Below are 629 nucleotides of genomic sequence, written 5' to 3'. Positions count from 1 at the left end.
CCCGCGCCAATGATAGTGTGAGGTCTCCTCATGTGAAAGTAGGTCATCGCCAGGGTTTTATTTAAGTGATAAATAATAAAAAATTATCACTAAATCCTGTAAAGAACAGGAAAAGCGAATATGCTGGCGTAGCTCAGTTGGTAGAGCAACTGACTTGTAATCAGTAGGTCCCGGGTTCGATTCCTGGTGCCAGCACCATCTAATTAGGTTGGCCGTTAACAAAATGTTGACATTCTATTCATCTTAAAAGACAATAGCGTTCTTTTTGGAGGGGTTCCCGAGCGGTCAAAGGGATCAGACTGTAAATCTGACGGCTCTGCCTTCGAAGGTTCGAATCCTTCCCCCTCCACCAGTTAAAAAGAAGGATAAGCGGGTGTAGTTCAATGGTAGAACTTCAGCCTTCCAAGCTGATAGCGTGGGTTCGATTCCCATCACCCGCTCCAAAATATTAGAAAATAGAAATATTTGCTTGTTCGTATGAATCTGCAAGCTAATATAAGCCCACATAGCTCAGGCGGTAGAGCACTTCCTTGGTAAGGAAGAGGTCGTTGGTTCGAGTCCAGTTGTGGGCACCATAATGTCAATTTAGCAAATGGGGAGACTTTCCAATGGCGAAGGAAAAATTTGAA

The 629-nt window shown here is 43.9% G+C and carries 4 tRNA genes; all 4 read left to right on the top strand.

Going from position 1 to position 629, the window contains the following annotated elements:
- Positions 1–122: 122 nt before the first annotated feature.
- Positions 123–198: transfer RNA gene (locus tag DGG96_RS07205), tRNA-Thr, on the top strand.
- Positions 199–267: 69 nt separating this feature from the next.
- A tRNA-Tyr gene (locus DGG96_RS07200) sits at positions 268–352 on the top strand.
- Positions 353–369: 17 nt separating this feature from the next.
- Positions 370–443, top strand: a tRNA-Gly gene (locus DGG96_RS07195).
- Between the two features lie 56 nt (positions 444–499).
- Positions 500–575 (top strand) — tRNA-Thr (locus DGG96_RS07190).
- The last annotated feature ends 54 nt before the right edge of the window (positions 576–629 follow it).

Source organism: Legionella qingyii (genome assembly GCF_003184185.1).
This window is presented reverse-complemented; position numbering and strand designations above follow the sequence as displayed.